Raw genomic sequence first — 17,435 nt, 5'->3', positions numbered from 1 at the left:
CTTCTCCCCCTACTCTTCAATAAGTTCCACTGTAGATATTTTTCTTATACTAAACATTGATATTATTGATGAGCCAATGGTTAATATTCCAATAAATACTATTGTGCTTATAACTTCACCATTTGGAATCATCAACCCATCTATTCCCATCATTGCAAGCTTAAATAAATTTTTAGATATAGTAGCATTTAAAATAAATCCAACCAAAGATGAAATACCTATAAGTAGCATAATTCTATATAAAGTTCTCTTTAAAATATAAATATTTGAAAATCCTAGCGATTTTATAATAGCATTATTTCTTCTATTATCGGTATTGTTCATAATTATAAGATTTACTATATTTAATATACTGAATAGTAATATTCCTAAAAGAATAATTGTAGTAACTGGTATAACTATCTCAATAACTGACTTACTTGCTGTTGCAATCAAACTTGGACATGTATCTATAGAACATACTTCATATTTTTGTTTATATTCTTCTTTAAACTCTTCATAATCATTTTTATCTTTTAAAGTAATATTGATGTTTAAGTTATTAAGGTTATTTCTAATTTCCTTAGGCACTACATCTAAAGTCATTCTCATATTGTAGTTATTTGACATCATGCCGATATATTTACCAGTGATGAGCAATGATCTCTCTTCACCTAATATTTTTATATCAATATAATCTCCAATATCTAAACTTGCATCTTTTAGAATTTGTTCTGACAATGCAATTTCATTTTTATTTTTAGGATTTCTTCCCTCTTTAATAGATACATTAAACCCATTGTTATTGTCATAGTTATCATATAAATAAGTAATAACTTGAGCATTTTTTATATTGTATCTTGATACATCTAAATAAGCGACCTTTCCTACATCAAATGAGCACGCTCTTACGCCTAAGACTCTCGGGTCACTCTTAATTTCTTCTAAAGCCTTATCATATGACGCCTCTCCACTTGGAAAATCTAAGGTAACATCTCCCTGAAGTAATCCAAACATATTCCATGCATTATCTTTCATATTAATCATTGAGTAATTTACACTAACTAAAAATACTGAAAGATATATTACAAGGGATAAAACTGTTACTATAATTATATTTTGCTTTTTATATTTAAAAATATCATTTATAGCCATGGACATTGGTGATGAAGCATCTCTAATAATTGACTTCCTAAATTTCTCTTTAGATGAAGTAACTCCTATTCTAAATGCCTCAACAGGCTTTATTTTATTTATTCTTCTAAGTAAAAGATAAATATTAGATATTAAAACAAAACTCATTAATATTATTGTTAAAACTATAAAGCTAAAATTATTTATACCACCTTCATATATTCCAATATATTTAATAGATATCTTTACTAAATAATTTATAAACCAAATACTAAAGAAACTTCCAGCGGTTATTGCAATGACTCCTACTATTCCAAAGCTTTTTAAATATATATTACGTATCTGCTTTGAGGTAAATCCTAATGATTTATATACACCTATAGATTTATACTCCTTTAAAATGTTGTTCCATAGTACAAATCTTATTATTACAATAGATACAATGAATATTAATATAGCTGTACTTAACCCCACTGCACTTGTAATTTGACTTCCAGCATTTGCTGCAAATATTGTAATCCACTTATCATATATAACTCCATCAATTGAATCACCTATATAAGAAATTAATTCAGATGTTGCATCGTTTCCTTCTTTAGATGAATCATAACCAATATATTCAGATTTAATAGGTTCATTAAAGTCATCATAATCATTACTACCTATATATAAATTATTATAGCCCACAACAGAACTCGGAACTACTGAATCGTTTACTAAAGCTGATATAGTTAAATATTTATATTCATCACCATCTTTTATCTTTAACTTATCTCCTATTTTTAAATTCTTAGAATCAGCTAAAAGATTTGAGACCCAAATAGTACCTTTACTTGGAGTCGTTACTTTTTCTCCTTCTGTTATAACTACATCCCATGGATGAGCTTTCATACTCTCATAAATTATTAAATTTGCCATTCCCAAATCAAGGTTTTCATCCCCTAAAAATACTTGTCTATCTACCGTTAACCCCTTTGTTTTTCTAATATCCTTTTCATTAGTTTCTTCTTCCATAATAAAACTTTCAACTTTTGAAATAACATCCTCATTATATGTCTGAACTACAATATCCTTTATATTTTCTCCTTCATAATAATCATTAGTATATTTTGAAACTGTACTTGTAAAGCTCATAGATAGTGCAAATATAGATGAAGATACCATTAAAATAATTGCTATTAAAATTAATTGTAATTTTTTTTGTTTAATTTTCTTTTTCCACATCATCATCCCTCCATACTTTTATATTACTAATTAATTTTTAATATATTTATTTCAAATTCTTAATGAATTCTTACATTTTTCTAAATTGATTATACACTAAGGAATTCTATCAGTAATGCCGTCATTAATTTATATTACTACAACAAATCATTAAGTTTTTGATATAATAGATTTATTATACTTAGGAGGTACAGCATGAAATCAGCACAATATTATATAGAAAAATTAGGCATGACACCACATGTGGAAGGGGGATACTTCAAACAATCAGTATTATCAGAAGATTTCTTTAGAGAAGATAAAAAGTTATTTAGTAGCATATATTTCTTGCTTGAAACAGGAGAGGTGTCTCATTTTCACAGATTAACTTCTGATGAAATGTGGTATTACCACGACGGGCAACCTCTGACTATATATATGATCACACCAGAGGGTGAGCTTATAACTAAGCAATTAGGATTAGATATAGAAAAAGGAGAGGTTCCACAAGTTTTAGTTCCTAAGGGATATATATTTGGTTCTTCTATGAATAATGATGGATTTGCTTTAGTTGGATGTATGGTAGCCCCTGCCTTTACTTTTGATGATTTTGAATTATTTGAGAGAAGAGACCTTTTAAATATGTATCCAAATCTAGAAGATATAATAAAAAAGTTAACTAGATAAACCTTCTTCCTGATATTAGCTAAATATTTATTTAATATATCGTGGATAAAAAATGGGGCTGTCGCTCTAAAAAATTTGTGAGACAGCCCCATTTTAATGGTGGAGATGAAATGTAGTATTTATAATCCACCATATAATCTTTTATGTTATTCAATGCCCTTATTAATATATTTACTCTATGTAGAATTGGCCATTCATTATGTGTATTTTTTATGCACATTTGCATTAATAATATTCTGGTACTTCCTTATATCTGATTTTATTTGTCGGTTTTCAAAAAAATAAACTTCTGTGCCTGACCAGATAAATACCCAACACACTATACTTAATATACCTGCGAAATAAGCATATCTGCTTGAAAGACTCAAGCCTATCAACCCAATAATGATGCCGAAGGCGTACAAAACAATAGCCTTCATATTATTTCTACCATAGATATATTCATTTTCTTCCACTCGGTTTGAAAAGGTATTTACTATAGCTGTCTTCAACGACTTATCATCATAATTATTTTCACCTTTAATAAATATATCAACTTCTCTTCTTCTGCAATTCAGTAGCTTTGATAAAATAAACTCTTCCAAATCAGAGCTTAGGTGTAAATCATCCGAGCTAAAATATGGTGCAAATGGAGTATTGGTTTCATCTAAAAAGATATTTATCCTTAAATCATTGTTCATGTTATCACTCCTCTTACTCAAAGTAAGTAAATTGCTATTTGTATATCGTAAATAAACTTTTTAATAGTATAAAGTAAGCAATATATGGAATTGCTACCTTCTACACCTTTTCTATTCTAAATAACATATTTTATATTATTTGAATCTATATAAAAATATATTCAGATTATCTTCTGAGTCCTTACTAAACAAAATAAAGATGACAAAAGAAGTTACTCAAAATACCTTTAATCATTTTGAGTAACTCCTTAGTTATTATCTTATTTGACCATTTCCAAATATTATATACTTATTAGTGGTAAGCTCTTTAAGTCCCATGGGACCTCTTGCATGTAGCTTTTGAGTGCTTATACCTATTTCTGCTCCAAATCCGAATTCCTCTCCATCAGTAAATCTAGTAGAAGCATTCACATAAACTGCTGCTGCATCTACTTGTTGATGAAATTTTTGAGCATTTTGATAATCATTTGTTACTATAGCTTCAGAGTGTCCTGAGCCATATTTATTTATATGAGTTATAGCTTCATCTATATCTTTTACTACCTTTATACAAATTATATAATCTAAATATTCTTTATAATAGTCTTCTTCATTTGCTAGTATTATGTCATTTACTATTTCTATAGATTTTTTGTCTCCTCTAACTTCTACTTTTCTTTGTCTTAATTCATCAACTATTACTGGAATAAATTCTTTTGCTATTTCTTCATGAACAAGTAATTTTTCCTCAGAGTTACAAACTGCTGGTCTAGTAGTTTTTGCATTTATAACTATTTGTTTTGCCATTTCTAAGTCACTATTTTTATCAACATAAACATGACAGTTCCCTGTTCCAGTTTCTATTACTGGTACTGTAGCATTTTCTACTACTGATTTTATTAGTCCAGCGCCTCCTCTTGGTATTAGCACATCTATATATTCATTTAACTTCATCATATTTTTAACAGTTTCTCTACTTGTATCTTCTATTAATTGAATACAATCTACTGGTAACTTAGTTTCTTCTAAGGCTTTTTTTAATATCTGTACTATTTTTTTGTTGGAGTTTATAGCTTCACTTCCACCTCTTAGTATTGTTGTATTACCTGATTTTAAACATAGCCCTACTGCATCACAAGTAACATTTGGTCTTGCCTCGTATATTATTCCTATTACTCCTAGAGGTACCCTTTTTTTCCCTATTTGTAGTCCATTTGGTCTAGTTACTATTGAACTTACTTCACCTACAGGGTCTTCTAGTCCTGCTACTTGTGTTAAACCTCCACTCATCCCTTTGATTCTGTCTTCATTTAAAAGCAATCTATCTACTATTGCTTCTGATGTTTCCTTATTTTTTGCATTTTCTATATCAATTTTATTTGCTGCTATTATTTCACTAGCATTCTCTAATAATGCTTTTGCCATTTCATTTAAAGCTTTGTTTTTTTCATTTGATGAAATATTTGATAATATGTACGCAGCTTCTTTTACTTTTTTACCTTTTAAAATTAACTCTTGCATCTAAAATTACTCCCTTCATATTTTGTTTATCTTTCTTTTCCCAGAAATAAAGTTCCTACATCGTCTCCATTTAATATATCAATAAGTTTACTTGGGTCTTTTCCATTTGCTAATATCATATTTGTACCATTATCAGTTACAATCTTTGCTGCATGTATTTTAGTTTCCATGCCACCTGTGCCTAAATTACTTCCTGCACCTTCTGCAAAATTTAGTACTTCTTCCGTTATATATTTCACTTCTTTTATAAGCTTTGCATCCTTATTTGTTCTTGGATTAGAGTCATAGAAACCATCAATATCTGATAGTATTATTAAAAGATTTGCATCCACAATAGTAGAAACTATTGCTGCTAGATTGTCATTATCTCCAAATCTAGATATATTTTCAATTTCATCTATAGATACACTATCATTTTCATTTACTATTGGAATTATTCCGCTTTCTAGCAAGGTTTCAAAAGTATTTGCAACATTATTTCTACTTCTTTCACATTCTATAATGTCTCTTGTTAAAAGTATTTGACCTACTGAATAGCCATATTCTCCAAATAGTTTGCTATAAATATTCATAAGTGCTACTTGTCCCACAGATGCAGCTGCCTGCTTTTCTCTAATAGTTTTTGGCCTTTCCTTTAAGTTCATTTTACTTACTCCAACACCTATAGATCCAGATGTTACAAGGATTATTTCTTTCCCACTATTTATTAAATCAGATATTGACATGGCTATTTTTTCAATTCTTCTTAAGTTTATATTTCCATTGTCATAGGTTAAGGTTGAAGTACCAATTTTTATAATTATTCTTCTTGAATTTTTAATATTTTCGCGATATATCATTTTTATCTCCTCTTAAGTTTCCTTCATTAATTTTATCTTTAATAAGCTTGTAATAATATTATCATAAAAATATAAGTTTATTAATACTACTTCACTCTACAATTTATTAGAAATAACTTCCAATGCATAGCAAACCTAAGCATATATCCTGTACATGAAATAACCCACCACAATACATTGCCGTATTGTCGTGGGTTTTATGGTGGAGGCGAGACACCACCATTAATTTAAAACTTATTTACATATTAATTTAAAATCAATATAAATTTATTAGCCCAAAAGCTTTGAAAATCCTGGCTCTTTTCACAGCTATGTAGCAAGTCCAAATTTTAGTAACATTTCTAGCTACTTCACTATCTACTCCCCAAGAAAAATTAGGTTGCCAAAAACCTTCTTCCTTCAATGTATTAATCCAAAAAGAAAAGTTCTTTTCTATAAAGGCTTCAACTAATTTATACCATTGTGACTCAGGTGAAGTTACTAAATCTAAAGGTTGTGATACATATTCCATCCATTTAGCCTCATCTATACAAAGACAGTCTAATATTCTTCTTTCCATAGACCTTATAGTTACATCACTAATCAAATTTGAATTTAGTTCTTTTAAAACTATAAATAGTCTTTGTAGGCAATAGCAATCATGGTCAGAACACTCTTCATTACTATTTAAAAACTCTATACATCTAGCTGCAATTTTATTACCTATCTCCTTTTGAACAGCATTACCATACTTGATAAAAGCTGAGGCAACAGCAGCACAAGGGTTAGGAGTAAATTTTGTATCTGGAGCATATATCCACCATGGTGCATGGGGAAAGTTTTCAACTTCCTTTGGAACCTTCTCCCAGAATGATGGCGTATCTTCAATGGTTTTTTCAAAATAATTTAATAAATTTCCAAACCAAGGCTCCTCACAATTAAGGTCATAATCATATGCAATAAAAATGGCCTCAGTAGATGCTATACTTGTTGATGATGGTAATAACATATCAGCTTCTAATCCCTTTCCAAAACCACCATCCTCATTTTGATATTTTATTAGTTCTGATACTATATCCTCTTTACTACCCTTATTAAAAGTATAATTCCATTTTACTTTTTCAATATCTCTACCATTACTAAATATATGCTCCTCTATATTTTTAAATTGGCTCATCTTTAACTTTTCCATAGTACACCTCACAAACTTTATTTCATAACTTAATGTTAATACATTAAACACCTTTAGTATTGTAAAAATGCGACATTCTATTTAATTAACTCGTTTATAGCTTTCATAGGAGTGTTTCCATGGTATTTTTTAAAGTCATTTATCATATGAGCTTGATCACAATAACCATAACTATAAGTAATATTACTAAGATTAAAATCTCTCTTAAAAGCTATGTCTTTCCATATATTTTGATATCTAACTAAACTGCAGCACTTCTTAGGAGTTATTCCAATATATTCTCCAAAGATACGCTCCAACTGTCTAGAACTAACAGAAATATAATTACTAATCTCTGATATTGTAGTTACCCCTTTAGATTTCAAAATATAATATACTCCATTTAATAAATTTTTATTTCTAAAATTCTTATTGAATAATCTTCTTAGCAATAACTTTTCTATGTAATATATTCTTTCTTCAATCTTAGGATAATATATAACTATATCTTCAATTTCTTTTCTTAAACCCATAAAATATTGGTCTACAATTGCAAACTCATTACACTTTTTAGGCAATTGATTATCTGTAAATAAATGCACAGCCCAAAAATTAAATCGGATACCAAAGGTAGAAATCAACGCCGAGGTTTTAACCTCTTCTGTATAAAAAGGATAATCATTTATACTACAAAATAGGTTATTGACTTTATTATTACTATAATCTATATCAAAAATTATATCCATACAACAATCTGGAATCACAATATTGTTTCTATCCCCATCTTTAGTTATTTCCTTATTTCTATAAGGCACTGGACTTCCCCAAAAGCATCTTATATATGGCTTTAAAGTATCACATGGCTCAACTTCTCTATAAGTATCTGATTTATTTATTATATTATTAGTTATGGGTTTAAATAAGTCTGATAACTCTTTCATTTGTTCCACCACTTCATAATAATTTATTTTTATTTTTGTTAATAATCGTACTAATATTATAACATTATTTCTAATATTTAGGATAAATTTTATCTATTAAAATCTTTAATAGATAAAGTTCATAAAAAGTGTTAGTGTGCTTAATTTATTACTAGAATTAAATGTAATTAAGTGTTAATATATTCATATAATTTACAAATAGCATATATTGAATTGTACTAACTACATTACAAATACTATTTAGTTATAAATGAAAGGAGTATAAAATTTTATCTATTTTAAGATTAAAACAAAGGTTATACTTACTAATAATTTTGGGGAGGGATTAATTTTGAAAGGCACCAAAAAAATAATATGTATATGTTGCTCTTTAATTGTTATAACATCACTTGTGGGTTGTAATAGTGTTAAAGACAAATCCTCTAGCTTAAGTGATATAACTAGCATAAAATTCAAAGATTTTTCAAAGGATATTTCTGAAGATAGGATATATAGCACTATAGAGAAACTTTCAGCAAAGGATGATGCTAGAATAACCGGGTTTGATGGAGAAAAGGATGCAGCATCATATATTTCTAAAGTGTTTAAAGACATGGGACTTAGTGTTGATGAACAAGAGTTTCCTGTAACCGCATTTAAATGTAATGATGTAGAAGTAAAAATAGATATACCTGAAAGTAAAGTTGTTGAATCTAAGGCTTTAACCTTTAGTAAAGAGACTCCAAAGGAAGGCTTAACTTCAGAAGTCGTTAATGGATATATGGGAACACAAGCTGATTTGGAAAAAGCTAAAGTAAAAGATAAACTTGTTATTATTCAACGTGGTGGTGATACATTTAAAAATAAAACTGAAAGAGCTACTGCAATGGGTGCTGTAGGTGTTATATTTTTTGATCCTAATAGCGAAGAACCTCTATCTGCTACCCTAGTTGAACCTACAAAAATACCAGCTGTTACAATATCTAAAGCTGATGCAGAATATCTTAATTCAACCATAATAACCTCAAAAAAAGGCCTTAAAGCCACACTAAAGGTTGATAGTCAGTGTCTAGATAGTAAATCTAAAAATATTATTGCAACCTTAAAATCTAAAAAGAAAGATGCTAAAACCTTAATAGTTGGAGCTCACTATGATGGAGTAGATACCCCAGCTGCAAATGACAATGCTTCAGGTATTTCTACTGTAATGGAGTCGGCAAGGATTTTATCCAAGAAAAACCTTGATTGTAATATTAAATTTATTGCATTTGGTGCTGAAGAAATAGGTTTAGTGGGTTCAAATTATTATGTTCAATCTTTAAATAGTGATGATTTACAAAATACTATTGCAATGATAAATGCCGATATGGTTGGTATCGGTGATAACTTATGTGTTTACACAATGGATAGCTCTAAGGATTCTTTAACTGCAGATTTAGCAGTAAGTTGTATGAATAACTTCCAATACGATAATAGAAGAGATGAAAGTAACAGAAGTGATCATGTAGCTTTTGAAGCAGCTGGTATACCAGTGGCATATTTTGAATATGGCCCATTTGTTGACTACCATACGGATAAAGATACCGCTGATAAGATCAATAAAGAAAACTTATCTAATACATGCAACGTAATTACATCTTTATGTAATGAAATTGGTAATAATCCAGAAAGATTCTCAAAATAATAACTAAAAATAAAATCTTAAATCTTATATAAAAAAGAACTTAAGTAACATAATGCTTCTAGTGTACTATTATTCCTATGGATAATAATGAACAAGCAAATATAATTGTAGTGGATACCTTTCTCTAATAAAGTAAGGCTCTATAAAATTNNAATTTTATAGAGCCTTACTTTTATTTAGAACTAACCTTTTCAAATCCTGCTATTCCAATAGCTCCTGGACCACTATGAGATGTAATTACACATCCTGCTTGAATCCATATAATCTTTCTAAATCCCTCTTCTTTAGCAATTCCCTCCATGTTATGTTTTATAGATTCATCAAGACCCAAAGAATAAATAAGATATAATTGTTCTTTATCAAAATTGTATCTCTTAATATATTCTTTCATATACTTATCAGCAACACTAACCATTTTCCCACGAAACTTTTGTGTTGAAATTAACTTTCCATCTACAATTTCAATGAGGGGTTTTATTAGTAGTAAAGTTCCTCCCAAGTATGCAGCATTGGATACACGCCCTCCTGCTCTCAGATATGCAAGATCACCAGGGATAAAAGATACTCTGGCTCTTGCCACGTAATCCTGAATTTCTTCAATTAAATTAGTTATCATTATATTTGGATGTTTTTCTATGATTTCAGCTGCTCTTAAAACAATTGCTCCTTGACCACCAGTGACATTTAAAGAATCAACATGATAAATATCTTCCATTTCTTCTGAAGCAATAAGTGCATTTTGGTAAGCACAAGAGGCTTTAGATGTATATCCAATATGAAGAATAATACAACCCGGATTTTCATCTTTTATTTTTTTAAATAAAAGATGAAATTCTTCTGGATTTGTTGCTGAAGTTGATGGTATTTTTTTAGTTTTTTTATAATAATCATAGACTTCTGTTACAGGTATTGAACCATCTAAATAAGATGAGTCTCCCATTATCACGTGCATGGGGATAACCTGAATATTATGTAATGTGGCTAAATCCAATGGAATATCTGCTCCGCTCTCTGCTAAAATAATTATTTTTTTCACAAGTTTACCTCCATAAAATTCATAACATTTTTCATTTGTATAATTTACCAAAAAAGCTTTGTTAAATTTCTAAGATAAGGTTCTATTAATAATTTATTCCCATATTCCCAGAAATCCTACTAAGAACTTAGATACTTATATTGCTTATATTTTACACACAATAATCCAGAAACATTCAAAATAAGCTAAACATAAAATCTTAAATCTTATAATTGACTTATCTTTATTTTAGCATATGCTCCCAATGAGATTTTTGTTGATTCTCTGTAATAAAATACTCATTAAGTTTATCCTCTAATATTATTTTAACCATCCTATCAAATCCATGGGCAAGATTTAATAAATTAAGTTTATCTATATCATGCCAAAATACATGACCTTCTTCACCATACTCTATTAAATCTCCCTGGTATGAATCAGTTTTAAAAAGAAAAACCATATACCTTTTATTATCTTCTGCCCTATACCAATCTTTAACACCGCAAATTTCTAAATTATTTACTACTAGGCCAGTTTCCTCATTAACTTCTCTGATGGCTGAATCTACAATAGACTCACCCTTTTCTACATGCCCCCCTGGAAAAGCTATTCCAGTCCAATTTCCTTTAATGCGGTTCTGAACAAGAACTTTATTATTTAATTTATCCATTATCATAACCATATTTGTTAGTTCTACATTCTCCATATATTACACCTCTTAAGTACAATTTATATTTTTTTGTTTTATATCAAAAGCTTTTTTACTTCTTCTTCTTTTTCAAACAATACACATCCACCCTTATGTTCACCAAGAAGCATTTCTGCTGCACTTAATTTTCTAAATAAAGGTGATTGTAATGCATCTAACAAGCTAGAATTTTTTAAATTTGTATCTGAAAAAGGTGAAAATGGACATGGCTCTACTCCTCCACTTGTGTTAATATGAAAGAAACCTCTTCCAGCAGCAAGACATCCTCCTGAATGTTTTTCATCTCCTGGAAAAGAAATAAAAATCATATCTTCATAAATTTCTCTAAGACGAGCTTGTTCACTTTCAAGATAGTTCCTTTCTTTATCAGTTGGTGCTAAATCTTTAGTTGAAGCAACTACTGGTACATATTCTACAAAAATTACTAATTTGCAACCTCTATTATATAATTCTGCTATAAACTCTTTACTAGCCACATTATAGATATTTTCTGTGGTAACAGTTATAGAAGCTCCATATAATATTCCTTTAGATTTAAGTGAATCTATTTTATTTATGAGAAGTTCATAGGTTCCTTTACCACGTCTAGCATCAGTTTTGTTCTCATCACCTTCAATACTAATAACAGGCACAAGATTTCTATTAGCATCGAATAGCTTAATATATTCTTCATCAATGATAGTCCCATTTGTGAATATAGGAAAAATAATTTCTTTAATTTGAGACGCTTTTTCTATAACATCCTTTCTCATTAAAGGTTCTCCACCAGCTAGTAATATAAAAGAAATTCCAAGTTCTTTCCCCTGTTTAAATATATCTTCCCATTGATAACTTGTCATTTGATCTTTATTTGACTTTTCACCACAGGTATTATTGGCTCTTGCATAACACCCTTTACAAAAGAGATTACAGCTACTAGTGATGCTTGAGATTAGGAAAGGTGGAATATGTTGTCCTTTCTCTTCAAAGGTTTTTCTTCTTTTAGCAGCTTTTTTGCTTTCTAAAATATATTTCATAATGAACTTTGCCTCTTTGGGATTTTGAAAAGAAGCCTTCATTGCACCCTTTACAATGCTTTCTACCCCTTCATTTAAATAGTTAACTAAACTAAACTCTGTACCCATTTCAATGCCATCTCCCTATAAATTATTTATTTAATTTACTTTATTTCAATATCAAGTATTCTTTAATATTCACAGTTCACCTTACCTTTAGTATGATAAATTCTATTTAAATACATTATATCATTATATAGTAAAATCCATATCATATAATTATGTTATAATATAAGAATTGATGAAATTATTTACACTTTAACTATGATAATTTAAATGTGAGGTAAATATGAGTACTATAACTAAAACAGATATATTTAATACACCAGTAAGTATTAACTTTAAGACTATTGATATGGATACAAATGATAAAAATATAATTAAAGATGAGATTATTAAAGCTAGTGAAACTGGTTTAGTAAATAGCTTAATCCATTCAAATTTAGCTTTAACACCAAAGTTAATAGTAAATGACTATTTAAAAGGTAGCAAAGTTTTAAATGAAATAATCTCTGAATTAACAAGATGTAAAGAGTTTTTTATATCCGTTGCTTTTATTACAAGTAGTGGCATAACCCCCTTACTAGAAACCTTGAAATACTTAAATAAAAAAGGTGTGAAAGGTAAAATTTTAACTACAGATTATCTGAATTTCAGTGAGCCTAAAGCATTAAGGAAGCTACTTGAATTTTCAAATATTGAAATTAAGTTATATAGCAAAGAAAACTTTCATACTAAAGGATATATATTTAAATATGAAGATCATTATAAATTAATTGTAGGAAGTTCGAATTTAACTCAATCAGCATTAACAAAAAATAAGGAATGGAATTTAAAAATTTCCTCTTTAGAGGCAGGTTCCTTAACTGAAAATGTAATTGATGAATTTCAGGAGCTTTGGAAGGATGCTGATGACTTAACTTTAAATTGGATAGAAACCTATGAAGATATTTATAAAAAGCAAATTGAATACGCAAGAAAAAGTAACATTCCAAGGCTAGCACAATATAAGCTTAAGCCAAATAAAATGCAGGTAGCTGCTATTCAAGGATTAAATAAGCTCAGGGAAAACGGTGCAGATAAGGCTCTCTTAATTTCTGCTACTGGTACTGGAAAAACTTATCTATCTGCTTTTGAGTTAAGAAATTATAATCCTAAAAAAGCTCTATTTATAGTACATAGAGAACAAATAGCCAATCAAGACCTAAATAGCTTTCAAAATGTATTTGGTGATACTCGAAGCATGGGAATTCTCTCTGGAAGCCGAAAGGAAATTAATAAAGACTTTATCTTTTGTACAGTCCAAACACTATCAAAGGATGAGGTGCTTCAAAGTTTTAGCAAAGATGAATTTGATTATATTATCATCGATGAAGTTCATAAGGCAGGAGCTAATAGTTATCAAAAGATAGTTGAATATTTTAATCCTAAATTCTTACTTGGCATGACAGCCACCCCTGAAAGAAGTGATAACTTTGATATTTTTAAAATATTTAACTACAACATTGCCTATGAAATACGTCTTCAACAGGCCTTAGAAGAAGATTTACTTTGTCCATTCCATTATTTTGGTGTATCTGATATTAGTGTTAATGGTGTGGAGTTAGAGGAAAAATCAGATTTTAGAGCTTTAGTAGCTGAAGAAAGAGTTAATCATATCATCGATAAAATTGATTTTTATGGATATTGTGGTGAAAGAGTAAAGGGGTTAATATTCTGTAGTGATAAAAAAGAAGCCATTCAACTATCAAATATATTTAATACTCGCGGCTATAAAACAGTAGCCTTAACTGGAGAAAATACTCAGGATGAAAGAGAATCAGCAATTCAACGTTTAGAGCAAGAAGAATTAAATAACTCTCTAGATTATATTTTCACAGTTGATATATTTAATGAAGGTGTAGATATACCTGCTGTTAATCAAGTTGTTATGTTAAGGCCAACTAAGTCAGCTATAATTTTCGTTCAACAATTAGGTAGAGGTCTTAGAAAACATAATTTTAAAGAATATGTTGTTATTATAGACTTTATAGGAAACTATAACAGCAATTTTTTAATTCCCATTGCTTTATCTGGAGATAGAACCTTTAATAAAGATTCCATTAGAAAATATGTTATGGAAGGAACAAGAATAATACCTGGTTGTTCCACTATTAATTTTGATGAAATATCTAAAAATAAAATATTTGAGTCCATTGATAAAGCTAATTTTAATGATATTAAGCTAATTAAAGAAAGTTATAATAATCTTAAGCAAAAGATTGGTAGAATACCAAGTTTAACAGATTTTGATACTTATGAATCTATTGACCCATTAAGAATATTTGATAATAAAAGCCTGGGTTCATACTATAAATTCTTAAAAAAATATGAGAAGGACTATGCTATAGAACTTAATAAGTCTGAAGAATTATTTATTGAATTCATCTCTAAAAAGCTAGCTTCCGGTAAAAGAATTCATGAACTGCTTATGCTTAAGCTTGCTATTAACCATGAAACCAATCTAATCCATAGACTGAAAAAAGAGCTAAAAGATGATTATAATATAGATTTTAAAGCTACCACTGAAACTAATGTGGTTAATGTTCTTACAAATGAATTTCCCACTGGCACTGGTAAAAAAACTTATGAAAAATGTGTTTTTTTAGAAGTATCAGATTCTGATTATAAAATTTCTAAATCCTTTAAGAATCATCTTGAAAATAGGGATTTTAAATATATGGTTGAGGAGTTAATCCATTTTGGAATGGAAAGATATACGAAATTCTACAGTAAAAGTTATATGAATACTAGTTTTCAGTTATATCAAAAATATACCTATGAGGATGTTTGTAGATTACTTCAGTGGGAGAAAGGTGAAGTTGCACTTAATATTGGTGGATATAAATTCGATAAAACCACTAAAACATATCCCGTATTTATCAACTATGAGAAATCTGAAGATATTACTGATACTATTAACTATGAAGATAGATTTCTATCTCCATCCCAGTTAATTGCTATATCAAAGTCAGGCAGAACAATAACTTCTGATGATATTGTACAAGCTTATAAAGCTGAAGAAACTGGTGTTGAAATGAGCTTATTTCTGAGGAAAAATAAAGATGATAAAATTTCAAAAGAATTTTACTTCCTTGGAAAAATTAAAGCTGTAGGAACACCTGTCCAATTCATTATGAAAAATACTAATAAAACAGCTGTGGAAATTAAATATCAATTAATTACACCTGTAAGAGAAGATATTTATGAATACATTACTTCATAATGTAAAAGGACTTAGCAAAGTAATTTAATTTGCTAAGTCCCTTTTCTTACATATTATTTAGAGCATCAATAACTAAAATATCCGCTGGAATCCACTTTTCACCATCTAATTCATCAAATGTAATCCACTTAGCATCATTATGGGCATTTAGATTTAATTTCCCACCAGAAATTTGGCAAATAAAACAATGCATAATAAGATGGAAACTAGGATAATCATATTCTACTGTGGTTAAAAAATCTGATATTTTTATATCTAATTCTAATTCTTCCTTTATCTCACGAATAAGTGCTTCTTCCTTTGATTCACCAATTTCTATTTTACCTCCAGGAAATTCCCACATATCAACAAAGTCACCGTATCCTCTACGTGTAATAAATATTCTATCATTATGTTTTATTACTGCTGCTACTACTTCTATTGTCTTCATATGTTCCCCCTCTTTTACTATGCTTTTTTTAAATACTAATCTACTTTTATTATATAATTAAGTTCATCTATTTTTCTATACTCTAGATTTTTATTATATTTTTTAAATTCATTTTCTAAAAAATCAATATGTGAATAATACTCATCTTCTATTTCTTCTACTTGTTCCTTAGATAATTCATTAAAAATACCTTTTTCATCATCCTTACTTTTAAACATTAAATCTCCAATAACTATTATTCCATCATCTTTTAGTACTCTTATCATTTCTTCTATTGCTATGACTTTTTCACTTTCATTTAAATGATGAAATGCATATGTTGAAATAATAATATCAAAGTACTTATTATCGTATGGTATCTTCAAAAATTCACCTAATCTAACTTTTAAATTTGGATATTTTTGTTTTGCTACTAATAGCATTTCCCTAGACTGATCTATTCCAATTATCTCACAATTGTTATTTAAAAACTTACTTGCTAAATTACCTGTACCTACTCCTATTTCAAGTATTATTGGATTTTTTAACTTCACATTATTTACTAAATCATATACACTTTGCAATATTAAATTGTAGTTCTTATATATTTTAAATTGTCCTTTATCTTCAATAACGTCATTATCATATGTTTTTGCCCAATGATTAAAGCCCCATTTATCTTTCCAGTTATTTCTAATACTACTTAATTTATTACTACTATTTATTATATCTAGTACTTCACTATCTATTTCATATCCTGTTGTTTCTCCATAAAGCTTGTCTATCACATCTTCTAAAGATTTTCTTATACTATTAAGCCTATGTATTTCATCATTAACGAATTTCCATTGATTATTAAAATGTGCTAAACAATTTTCTTTTTCATTATTATCTAATATATTTCTAATGTCATTAATAGTTAATCCTATTGACCTATAGAGCAATATAGATTGTAATTTAATTATATCTTGTTCATTAAATTTTCTATACTCATTTTCTTCTTCTCTTATAGGCTTTAATAAACCCTTTTTCTCATAAAATCTAATTTTATTAGTAGTTATATTAAACATTTTACTTACTTCACTTATAGTATATTTACTTCCCATGTGTTCATCCCCTTAATAATACTCTTAATAATACTATTCTAAACTTTCGTCTAGGGTTAAAGTCAATAAAAATAGCTAGTAAAACCAAATTAATTTTACT

Annotated in this window: 14 protein-coding genes; 3 read left to right on the top strand and 11 right to left on the bottom strand. The window is 28.6% G+C overall.

Annotation, left to right across the window (positions count from 1 at the left end):
- Positions 1-9: 9 nt before the first annotated feature.
- Positions 10-2,337, bottom strand: a complete 2,328-nt coding sequence (locus B3086_RS15315) for an ABC transporter permease (protein ID WP_346877215.1) — start codon at positions 2,335-2,337, stop codon at positions 10-12.
- 195 nt (positions 2,338-2,532) lie between these two features.
- Between B3086_RS15315 and B3086_RS15310 the strand changes: the two genes are divergently transcribed.
- Positions 2,533-3,003 carry a cupin domain-containing protein gene (locus tag B3086_RS15310; protein WP_346847268.1) on the top strand — a complete coding sequence of 157 codons (471 nt, stop codon included), beginning with the start codon at positions 2,533-2,535 and terminating at the stop codon, positions 3,001-3,003.
- A 197-nt stretch (positions 3,004-3,200) separates the two neighbouring features.
- Here B3086_RS15310 and B3086_RS15305 read toward each other — a convergent pair whose 3' ends face one another.
- From B3086_RS15305 to B3086_RS15285, 5 genes are all read right to left on the bottom strand, one after another.
- Positions 3,201-3,704: a hypothetical protein gene (locus tag B3086_RS15305; protein ID WP_346847267.1), complete on the bottom strand. Its 504-nt coding sequence runs from the start codon at positions 3,702-3,704 to the stop codon at positions 3,201-3,203.
- Positions 3,705-3,938: 234 nt separating this feature from the next.
- Positions 3,939-5,183: a glutamate-5-semialdehyde dehydrogenase gene (locus B3086_RS15300; protein WP_346847266.1), complete on the bottom strand. Its 1,245-nt coding sequence runs from the start codon at positions 5,181-5,183 to the stop codon at positions 3,939-3,941.
- 26 nt (positions 5,184-5,209) lie between these two features.
- Positions 5,210-6,022, bottom strand: coding sequence for a glutamate 5-kinase (gene proB, locus B3086_RS15295; RefSeq protein ID WP_346847265.1), 813 nt, complete (start codon positions 6,020-6,022; stop codon positions 5,210-5,212).
- Positions 6,023-6,278: 256 nt separating this feature from the next.
- On the bottom strand, positions 6,279-7,193 hold the full coding sequence (locus B3086_RS15290; protein WP_346847264.1) for a hypothetical protein: 915 nt from the start codon (positions 7,191-7,193) through the stop codon (positions 6,279-6,281).
- Between the two features lie 77 nt (positions 7,194-7,270).
- On the bottom strand, positions 7,271-8,113 hold the full coding sequence (locus B3086_RS15285) for a helix-turn-helix domain-containing protein (protein ID WP_346847263.1): 843 nt from the start codon (positions 8,111-8,113) through the stop codon (positions 7,271-7,273).
- A 331-nt stretch (positions 8,114-8,444) separates the two neighbouring features.
- On the opposite strand from B3086_RS15285, the gene B3086_RS15280 reads away from it, so the two are divergent.
- The gene (locus B3086_RS15280) at positions 8,445-9,776 is read left to right on the top strand and encodes a DUF4910 domain-containing protein (RefSeq protein WP_346893858.1); all 1,332 of its coding nucleotides are present in this window, start codon (positions 8,445-8,447) and stop codon (positions 9,774-9,776) included.
- A gap of 172 nt (positions 9,777-9,948) precedes the next feature.
- Here the strand turns inward: B3086_RS15280 and B3086_RS15275 are convergent, their stop codons facing one another.
- The 3 genes from B3086_RS15275 to B3086_RS15265 all read right to left on the bottom strand — a co-directional run bounded on the left by B3086_RS15275 (position 9,949) and on the right by B3086_RS15265 (position 12,624).
- On the bottom strand, positions 9,949-10,812 hold the full coding sequence (locus B3086_RS15275; protein ID WP_346847261.1) for a DegV family protein: 864 nt from the start codon (positions 10,810-10,812) through the stop codon (positions 9,949-9,951).
- Between the two features lie 223 nt (positions 10,813-11,035).
- Positions 11,036-11,497, bottom strand: coding sequence for an 8-oxo-dGTP diphosphatase (locus B3086_RS15270; protein ID WP_346847260.1), 462 nt, complete (start codon positions 11,495-11,497; stop codon positions 11,036-11,038).
- A gap of 38 nt (positions 11,498-11,535) precedes the next feature.
- Entirely contained in the window at positions 11,536-12,624 is a 1,089-nt protein-coding gene (locus tag B3086_RS15265) for a radical SAM protein (protein ID WP_346847259.1), read from the bottom strand.
- 286 nt (positions 12,625-12,910) lie between these two features.
- On the opposite strand from B3086_RS15265, the gene B3086_RS15260 reads away from it, so the two are divergent.
- Positions 12,911-15,820, top strand: coding sequence for a DUF3427 domain-containing protein (locus B3086_RS15260; protein ID WP_414632301.1), 2,910 nt, complete (start codon positions 12,911-12,913; stop codon positions 15,818-15,820).
- 46 nt (positions 15,821-15,866) lie between these two features.
- On the opposite strand, the gene B3086_RS15255 is transcribed toward B3086_RS15260, so the two are convergent.
- Positions 15,867-16,250, bottom strand: coding sequence for a (deoxy)nucleoside triphosphate pyrophosphohydrolase (locus tag B3086_RS15255; RefSeq protein WP_346847257.1), 384 nt, complete (start codon positions 16,248-16,250; stop codon positions 15,867-15,869).
- A 35-nt stretch (positions 16,251-16,285) separates the two neighbouring features.
- Positions 16,286-17,335 (bottom strand): MerR family transcriptional regulator, encoded by a 1,050-nt coding sequence (locus B3086_RS15250; RefSeq protein WP_346847256.1) that lies wholly within the window; start codon positions 17,333-17,335, stop codon positions 16,286-16,288.
- Positions 17,336-17,435: the final 100 nt, after the last annotated feature.

The sequence above is a fragment of the Clostridium sp. UBA871 genome (assembly GCF_002295255.1).
Lineage (GTDB): Bacteria > Bacillota > Clostridia > Clostridiales > Clostridiaceae > Clostridium_J > Clostridium_J sulfidigenes.
This window is presented reverse-complemented; position numbering and strand designations above follow the sequence as displayed.

Coding starts and splice junctions, on each gene's coding strand:
- B3086_RS15315 (WP_346877215.1), bottom strand. CDS start 2,337: ATGTGGAAAAAGAAAATTAAACAAAAAAAATTACAATTAATTTTAATA.
- B3086_RS15310 (WP_346847268.1), top strand. CDS start 2,533: ATGAAATCAGCACAATATTATATAGAAAAATTAGGCATGACACCACAT.
- B3086_RS15300 (WP_346847266.1), bottom strand. CDS start 5,183: ATGCAAGAGTTAATTTTAAAAGGTAAAAAAGTAAAAGAAGCTGCGTAC.
- proB (WP_346847265.1), bottom strand. CDS start 6,022: ATGATATATCGCGAAAATATTAAAAATTCAAGAAGAATAATTATAAAA.
- B3086_RS15290 (WP_346847264.1), bottom strand. CDS start 7,193: ATGGAAAAGTTAAAGATGAGCCAATTTAAAAATATAGAGGAGCATATA.
- B3086_RS15285 (WP_346847263.1), bottom strand. CDS start 8,113: ATGAAAGAGTTATCAGACTTATTTAAACCCATAACTAATAATATAATA.
- B3086_RS15270 (WP_346847260.1), bottom strand. CDS start 11,497: ATGGAGAATGTAGAACTAACAAATATGGTTATGATAATGGATAAATTA.
- B3086_RS15265 (WP_346847259.1), bottom strand. CDS start 12,624: ATGGGTACAGAGTTTAGTTTAGTTAACTATTTAAATGAAGGGGTAGAA.
- B3086_RS15260 (WP_414632301.1), top strand. CDS start 12,911: ATGGATACAAATGATAAAAATATAATTAAAGATGAGATTATTAAAGCT.
- B3086_RS15255 (WP_346847257.1), bottom strand. CDS start 16,250: ATGAAGACAATAGAAGTAGTAGCAGCAGTAATAAAACATAATGATAGA.
- B3086_RS15250 (WP_346847256.1), bottom strand. CDS start 17,335: ATGGGAAGTAAATATACTATAAGTGAAGTAAGTAAAATGTTTAATATA.